This window comes from Phytoactinopolyspora endophytica, from assembly GCF_004138495.1.
GTDB classification, from domain to species: Bacteria; Actinomycetota; Actinomycetes; order Jiangellales; family Jiangellaceae; genus Phytoactinopolyspora; species Phytoactinopolyspora endophytica.
The window spans coordinates 263,250-270,391 of the sequence record NZ_ML142856.1 but is presented as its reverse complement, the minus strand read 5'-3'; the positions used below and the strand labels follow the sequence as shown (position 1 = coordinate 270,391).

Here is a 7,142-nt window from a genome sequence, read left to right as displayed (position 1 = left end):
TGCTCGCTTCTCCCACTACCCGTTCATCCAGCTCGCCTGCCCAGCCTGCCTCGCGGACGGCGACCAGCGCCCGCGCCAATGCTTTCTGATCCACCAGGGTGCGCCAGGTGAACGGTTCGAGCTCTTCCTGGCGGGTCGTCGTGTACAGGCTCGCGTCGTAGGCGAGCAGTACCTTGCCCAGCGCGGTCGCATGCAGCGGGAGCAGCGAGCCGATATCCAGCGCCTGCATGGTGTCGTCCGGTCGGAACACGTGATGGACGACGAGAAGTTTGCCCTGCAGCGGGGTGCCGATGCGGACTGCCTCATTGCACCGCGCCGCCAATGCGTCGGCCCAGTTGGAAGCGCGAGAACGTAGCTCGTTCGCGTCCAGGTAGCTGGTGCCGAGGTGCAGCAGCGCGGCACCGAGGTGGTACTTGCCGGTCGTCTTGTCCTGTTCGACGAAGCCGACGCCTTGCAGGGTGCGGAGTATTCCGTGGGTCGTGCCCTTGGCGAGGTCGAGTGAGGCGGCGATCTCGCCGACGCCCAGCTGCCCCGAACCATGCGCCAGCAGACGGAGTATGGCCGCTGCGCGCTCGATCGATTGAACCGCACCTGGCACGTCGTCACGGTATAACCTCCCTGAGCGTTCGACAATGTCAGACGAGAGCCGTATTAACAGGCAGCTCAACCGGTAGCGTGGTGTGCATTGGAGTACAAGACCCGCAAGGAGGCGAGGTCCTGGTGACCGAGCGCAACGCAGAGTCGGTTCGCAGCGGCGGGACGGGCCGCCGACTTGGCCCGGAAGAACGGGACCGCGGCTGGCAGCGTCTGAGCACAGAGCATTTCGACGTCGTCGTCATCGGCGGCGGAGTCACGGGTGCCGGCGCCGCGCTCGACGCCGCAACCCGAGGCCTGAAGGTGGCCTTGGTCGAGGCCAGGGATCTGGCCGCGGGCACATCCAGCCGGTCGAGCAAGTTGTTCCACGGCGGCCTGCGATATCTCGAGCAGTTCGAGTTCGGTTTGGTGCGCGAGGCGTTGCGGGAGCGTGAGCTGATGCTCACCCGGCTCGCTCCGCATCTGGTGAAACCGGTGAGCTTTCTGTACCCGTTGACACGCCGGGTGTGGGAGCGTCCATACACCGCCGCCGGACTGCTGATGTACGACACGATGGGCGGCGCCCGTTCGGTTCCAGGTCAGAAGCACCTGACTCGATCCGGTGCATTGCGCCTGTTCCCGGCGATGCGGCACGACGCGCTGGTCGGTGGGGTCAGGTACTACGACGCACAGGCCGACGACGCGCGCCACACCATGTTCGTCGCCCGCACCGCGGCCCATTATGGCGCCGTGGTCCGGACGTCGACTCAGGTCATCGGCTTTCTCCGGGAAGCCGACCGGATCAGCGGCGTGCGGGTCCGGGACGTGGAGACGGGCGATGAGCAGGACGTCACCTGCGATGTGGTGGTCAACTGCACCGGCGTGTGGACGGATGAGATGCAGCGGTTGGCCGGTGCTCGCGGACGATTCCGGGTCCGGGCCAGCAAGGGTGTGCATATCGTCGTCCCGCGGGACCGGATCGCCGCTGACTCCGGGCTCATCCTGCGGACCGAGAAGTCCGTGCTGTTCGTCATCCCGTGGCGTAGCCACTGGATCATCGGCACCACGGATACGGACTGGACGTATGACCTTGCGCATCCCGCTGCCACGCAGGCTGATATCGACTACATCCTCGACCATGTGAACGCGGTTCTGGCCACCCCGCTGACGCACGATGACATCGAAGGCGTCTATGCGGGGCTGCGCCCGCTCCTGGCGGGAGAGAGCGATGTCTCGTCCAAGCTCTCCCGAGAGCATGCGGTGGCGCGAGTGGCGCCAGGGATGGTGGCGATCGCCGGTGGCAAATACACGACGTATCGCGTGATGGCTGCGGATGCGATCGATGCGGCCGAGGGCGACTTGCGTGGGCGCATCGCCCCCTCGATCACCGACCGGGTCCCGCTGCTGGGTGCCGACGGCTACCACGCGCTGGTCAACCAGATCGACCGGCTGGCCGAGCAGTACGGCCTGCACCCGTATCGTGTCCGCCATCTTCTCGACCGCTACGGTTCCCTGGTGCACGACCTCCTGGAGCTTACGGCTGACCGCCCTGACCTGCTGGAACCGATACCGGGAGCGCCGGACTACCTGAAGGTGGAGATCGTCTACGGGGCGCGAGACGAGGGCGCGCTGCATCTCGACGACGTGCTGACCCGTCGCACCCGTATCTCGATCGAGTACCCGCACCGAGGGCTCGACTGTGCCGAGCCGGTCGCCGCGCTGATGGGCGAGGTCCTCGGCTGGGACGAGGCGCAGCGGGCACGCGAGGTCGAGGTGTACGCGGAGCGCGTGTCGGCGGAGCGGAACTCGCAGACGAAGCCGGACGATCAGGCAGCGGATGAGATTCGGACCGCGGCGTCGGAACCGCGGCCGTTGATCGCCGAACCCGTGAGCTAGTGCCCGCGCACACGTACACCCGCACGCACGCCTGGTCTGGTGGGTGGGCGGTCGAGTTTTCCTCGGCCGGCGCACCGACGGCGGCGACTCCAGCAGTGGTCGCGCTGGTCTACGCCGCCGGCGATACCGGCTGCCGGAAATTCTCGACCGTCCACCTTCCGGCTTGCCTTTTAGTACGCGGCTATCTGAAGTCTCGGCTCGGCCGCCGTTAACGTCGCTCTTGCCGCTGTCCGTGCGGCCTTCGCCCCTCGCACGGCGGCACGTGCTTGTTAAGTGTCAATGACGGTTGGAGCCAGTGGTCCACCATGGGGAGAGGAAGACGCCGTTCGCCATGAGGTCTGTCGGCGGCCTGAGGGCGCGCGGGGTTGATCTGGTGAGCGGGCGTGCGGCGAAGCGTGTCGCGATGCGGGAAACGAGAGCCATGCCCTTGATGTAACCATACCGGTCGGTATACTGTCAGTGTATCGACCGACATATGAGGAGCGAGCGGTGGTGGAGATGCCGGGTGTGCCGACTACGGTGATCAAAGGCCGTGGGCGTCAGCGTTCGTTTGACCTGGCGCGGCTGACGCCGGCCGGCGAGAAGTTGCTGAACGCTGCGAGTGATCTGTTCTACGCACGCGGCATTCATGCGGTAGGCGTGGACTCGATCGCGGAGACCGCGGGCACGACTAAGAAGACGCTCTACGACCGGTTCGGCTCCAAGGACGTCCTCGTGGCGTTGTACTTGCAGCGCCGCGCCGAGCGGTGGCAGCGGTTCGTCGAGGAACACGTGGCAGCGGCCGAGGCGGACGGGGACGGCCATGGTGTCGGTGTCTCGGAGAAGGCGGCACGGCGGGTGCTCGTCGTTCTGCACGCACTCGGGGAGTGGAACTCCACGTTGAGCCGCGGATGTGCGTTCGTCAACGCGTTCGCCGAGATCGGCGGCGACGACCATCCTGGGATCGCGGTGATCCGGGCCGAGAAGGAGTGGACTCGTGAGCTGTACGCGCGGCTGCTGCGGGAGGCAGGGATAGATGACCCGGAGATCGACGGGTTAGCCGCACAGCTGGCGATGCTGCAGGAAGGCGCCTTGATGATGTGGACCGCCGGCGGTATGCCGGATGCGATCGACTACGCATGCGACGCGGCCCGCCGGCTGCTGTCCACGGCCGCCGGTGAGAAGGACGGCGGTTCCGCCCCGTAAGTCTGAGCCTCGCCCAGGTGTCAGGAAGGCTTCGCGCTCTTGGCCGTCTTGCGGGCTTTACGCCCGGCAGACTTCGTCCCCTTCTTCGCCTTGCCCGCAACGTTCTTGGCACGCCATGCCAACCCGGGCTTGCCTTCGGTGTCCACGCTGGCGAGAAGCAGCCCGCCGGCCAGTCCCGCGTTCTTTATCGCGTCGACGCGCTGCTGCTGGCGCTCCTGTGGGTCTTGGGTCTCCCAGAACGGGTGGGCCGCCACCGTCGTCGGCACGAGCGAGCTCGCGAGCACCACGGCTGCGAGCCGGGGGAATCTGCCGGTGGCCAGCGCCAAGCCCGCGCCTAGCTGCGTGGCGGCGTTGATCCGGACCAGCTGCTTGGGGTCGGTGGGCAGGTTCGGCGCGTTCTTCTCCAGAATCGGCCCTACCTTGTCAGTAAAGGACTTCGCGGCGGGTACCTGCGATTCGGGATCCCGGAAGTTCTTCCATCCCTGCACGACGAAAATGGACGCCAGCATCGGGCGCGCGATCATTCGGACGAGGCTCATACCTCTTGCCTACCACGAAATGTCGCGTGATGTGGACAAGAGATGCCGCGATCCACGGAGCTACCGTGGATCGTCACCGGCGTGTTCCGGTGATCACGCCGGCAGACTCATCCGGCGCCGGTCGTGGCGTGCAGTGGGGCAACCATCGGCAGGCACACCGCGTGCCCGTTCGCCCGGTACGGACAACAAGAGCGAATATAGACCTATGTGTGGGCGCTACGTCGTAAGCCAGGACCCGGACGATCTCGCGGAGGAGTTCGGTGTCGACCGCATCGCCGTCAAGGAGCGGCTGGAGCCGGACTGGAACATCGCACCGAGCAAGGAGGTGTACGCGGTCCTCACTCGCCGGGAGCGGGAAGGCACCGGCGAGGAACGGAGGCTTGCGTCCGTGCGCTGGGGCTTGGTTCCCTCGTGGGCGAAGGATCCGTCGATCGGGAACCGGCTGATCAACGCTCGTGTCGAGACGGCCGCCGAGAAGCCGTCGTTCCGGCGTGCCTTCGCGGCTCGGCGATGCCTGCTGCCCGCGGATGGATTCTACGAATGGCGGGGCGAGAAGAAGGGAAAGCGCCAGCCCTTCTACATCCATCCGCCAGAGGGCATGCTCGCCATGGCCGGGCTCTACGAGATCTGGCGTGATCCGACCCGCGGCGACGACGATCCGCACCGCTTCCTCTGGTCCATGGTCATCCTCACCACTGACGCCACCGACGAGGTCGGCCAGATCCACGACCGCATGCCGATGCTTGTCGGCCCGGAGCATTGGGCGGACTGGCTCGATCCGGGCAACGGCGACGTGGCGGGTCTCACCGGGGTGCTGGCGCCGGCGGTTCCAGGAGTGCTCGATGCCTACCCGGTGTCGACGGAGGTCAACAAGGCCGATAACAACGGGCCGCAACTGGTGGAGCCGATTTCACTGTGAGCGAGCAGCGGGTCGTCGCGACGCCGAACGGCGAGGCACGGTTGTGGATCGACGAGGCGGCGAAGCCGGGGCTCCGGCTGGTGCTGGGTCATGGCGCCGGAGGCGGCGTGGAGTCACGGGACCTCGCGATACTGGCAGAGCAGCTGCCACTGTCCGGTATCGGCGTCATCCGGATCGAGCAGCCGTGGCGGGTGGCCGGGAAGAAGATCGCGCCTCGGCCGGCCGTCCTGGATGAGGCATGGCTGTCCGCATTGCAGGGCGTCTCCCGGGAGGTGCCGATCGTCGTCGGTGGACGCAGCGCCGGTGCCAGGGTGGCCTGCCGTACGGCAGGAGACGTGGGCGCGGCCGCCGTCGTCGCGCTGTCGTTTCCGCTGCATCCTCCGGGGAAGCCGGAGCAGTCCCGGCTGGACGAACTGACCGGCGTAGATATGCCTGTCCTCGTGGTGCAGGGTGAACGTGACGCCTTCGGGAGGCCGAGCGAGTATCCCGCCGGGCCGTGGACCCTGGTGCCGGTGCCGTACGCGGACCATGGGATGGCGGTGGCAAAGGCGTACGACCAAGCGGCGGCGCTGGCGACCGCGGTGGCCGCCGTGCGGGAATTCCTGATGCCCTTGGCTGGTTGACAGGCCAGGCGGCTACGTCGAGCAGATGTGATCGGCGGATTAACGGCAAACTCAGCCCCGGGAGGGACGGATCTTCGTGAGTGCACCCGGCACGGCATGCCTTGAAGCACCCCGGTCGCTTGAGCCCGCGGTCGCGGGTTGGAAGGACTGGAAAGCAGTGACGCCGGCAGTATCGGTAGCATCGGAGGCGATGGCCACAGTAGAGAGTGCCGAGCAGCGCGCACAGCGTTTCGAACGCGATGCGCTGCCGTTTCTTGATCAGCTCTACTCGGCGGCGCTGCGGATGACTCGCAATGCCAGCGACGCGGAGGATCTGGTACAGGAGACGTTCACCAAGGCGTACGCGTCATTCCACCAGTTCAAGGAAGGTACCAACCTCAAAGCTTGGTTGTACCGGATCTTGACGAATACGTTCATCAACTCCTACCGCAAGAAGCAGCGCGAGCCTCAGCAGAGTGCCGCGGAGGAGATCGAGGACTGGCAGATGGCGCGGGCGGAAGCGCACAGCTCCACCGGGCTGCTCTCCGCGGAAGCTGAGGCATTGGGTCATCTGCCCGACTCCGATGTCAAGGATGCGCTCCAGGAGATCCCCGAGGAGTTCCGCATCGCGGTATACCTCGCGGACGTGGAGGGCTTCCCTTACAAGGAGATCGCCGAGATCATGGGAACCCCGATCGGAACGGTGATGTCCCGGCTGCACCGGGGACGCCGCCAGCTTCGGGAGCTTTTGGAAGACTATGCCCGCGAGCGAGGGCTCGTGCCGGCAGGCGACAGCGGACCAGGGGGTGCGCGAGTGTCATGAGCTGCGAAGATGATGACGTCGACTGTGCCGAGGTACTGGACAGAGTGTACGCGTTCCTCGACCACGAGATGGATGAAGACCGCGCCCTGACGTACGCGGAGATCGAGGCCCACCTGAGCGACTGCGGTGGATGCCTATCGAAGTACGACCTCGAACGGGCCGTCAAGGCGGTGCTGGCGCGCTCTTGTGCCTGTGAGCACGCACCGGAGGAGCTGCGGATGAAGGTCCTGGCACGGATTCGCCAGGTCCGGGTGCAGGTCACCGACTACACCTGACCGTTCCGCAGCACCTAGCCACCATGGTGCCGGCCCACCTATGATCGGTTCCATGTCCGAACGAGCCATTGCCCCGTCGGAGCGTGTGCTCGTGCCGTCCGGGCAGAACTACCGGAGGCTGCTGAAAAGCACGCCGATACTGCTGGGAGCGCTCGGACCGCTACTGGTGGTGCGGAACGGGCCGGTGAGCGTGATGGCGGCGGTGGTCGCGGCTCTGACGCTGGCCGGAGTAGTGCAGGTGGTGCGCCGCGAGCAGCGCATCGTCGTCACCCCGACACACATCGAGAGCGTCCGCCCGGTCGGGTTGCCACGCAAGCGTGCGCGCGCCGA

Annotated in this window: 9 protein-coding genes; 7 read left to right on the top strand and 2 right to left on the bottom strand. The window is 66.5% G+C overall.

Annotated features, from left to right (window positions below; all coding sequences use genetic code 11):
• A partial coding sequence (locus tag ELR45_RS17555) for an IclR family transcriptional regulator (RefSeq protein ID WP_240759817.1) occupies nucleotides 1–598 on the bottom strand: 598 nt, incomplete at its 3' end.
• Between the two features lie 122 nt (nucleotides 599–720).
• Here ELR45_RS17555 and ELR45_RS17550 point away from each other — a divergent pair.
• Together ELR45_RS17550 and ELR45_RS17545 are read left to right on the top strand one after the other, a co-directional pair.
• Complete coding sequence (locus ELR45_RS17550; RefSeq protein WP_129667537.1) at nucleotides 721–2,469, top strand: glycerol-3-phosphate dehydrogenase/oxidase; 1,749 nt, start codon at nucleotides 721–723, stop codon at nucleotides 2,467–2,469.
• Nucleotides 2,470–2,967: 498 nt separating this feature from the next.
• A complete protein-coding gene (locus ELR45_RS17545; RefSeq protein ID WP_129667599.1) occupies nucleotides 2,968–3,654 on the top strand; it encodes a TetR/AcrR family transcriptional regulator in 687 nt (228 codons plus the stop codon).
• Between the two features lie 20 nt (nucleotides 3,655–3,674).
• On the opposite strand, the gene ELR45_RS17540 is transcribed toward ELR45_RS17545, so the two are convergent.
• Complete coding sequence (locus ELR45_RS17540) at nucleotides 3,675–4,193, bottom strand: DoxX family protein (RefSeq protein ID WP_129667536.1); 519 nt, start codon at nucleotides 4,191–4,193, stop codon at nucleotides 3,675–3,677.
• A 205-nt stretch (nucleotides 4,194–4,398) separates the two neighbouring features.
• On the opposite strand from ELR45_RS17540, the gene ELR45_RS17535 reads away from it, so the two are divergent.
• The 5 genes from ELR45_RS17535 to ELR45_RS38210 all read left to right on the top strand — a co-directional run.
• On the top strand, nucleotides 4,399–5,112 hold the full coding sequence (locus ELR45_RS17535) for an SOS response-associated peptidase (RefSeq protein WP_129667535.1): 714 nt from the start codon (nucleotides 4,399–4,401) through the stop codon (nucleotides 5,110–5,112).
• Nucleotides 5,109–5,735, top strand: coding sequence for an alpha/beta hydrolase family protein (locus ELR45_RS17530; RefSeq protein ID WP_129667534.1), 627 nt, complete (start codon nucleotides 5,109–5,111; stop codon nucleotides 5,733–5,735). The genes ELR45_RS17535 and ELR45_RS17530 overlap by 4 nt, the downstream gene beginning before the upstream one ends.
• Before the next feature lie 190 nt (nucleotides 5,736–5,925).
• The gene (locus ELR45_RS17525) at nucleotides 5,926–6,537 is read left to right on the top strand and encodes a sigma-70 family RNA polymerase sigma factor (protein WP_129667533.1); all 612 of its coding nucleotides are present in this window, start codon (nucleotides 5,926–5,928) and stop codon (nucleotides 6,535–6,537) included.
• The gene (gene rsrA, locus ELR45_RS17520) at nucleotides 6,534–6,812 is read left to right on the top strand and encodes a mycothiol system anti-sigma-R factor (RefSeq protein WP_129667532.1); all 279 of its coding nucleotides are present in this window, start codon (nucleotides 6,534–6,536) and stop codon (nucleotides 6,810–6,812) included. Before ELR45_RS17525 ends, rsrA begins: the two co-directional genes overlap by 4 nt.
• A 52-nt stretch (nucleotides 6,813–6,864) precedes the next feature.
• On the top strand, nucleotides 6,865–7,142 hold a 278-nt coding region (locus ELR45_RS38210; protein WP_205856778.1), incomplete at its 3' end, for a hypothetical protein.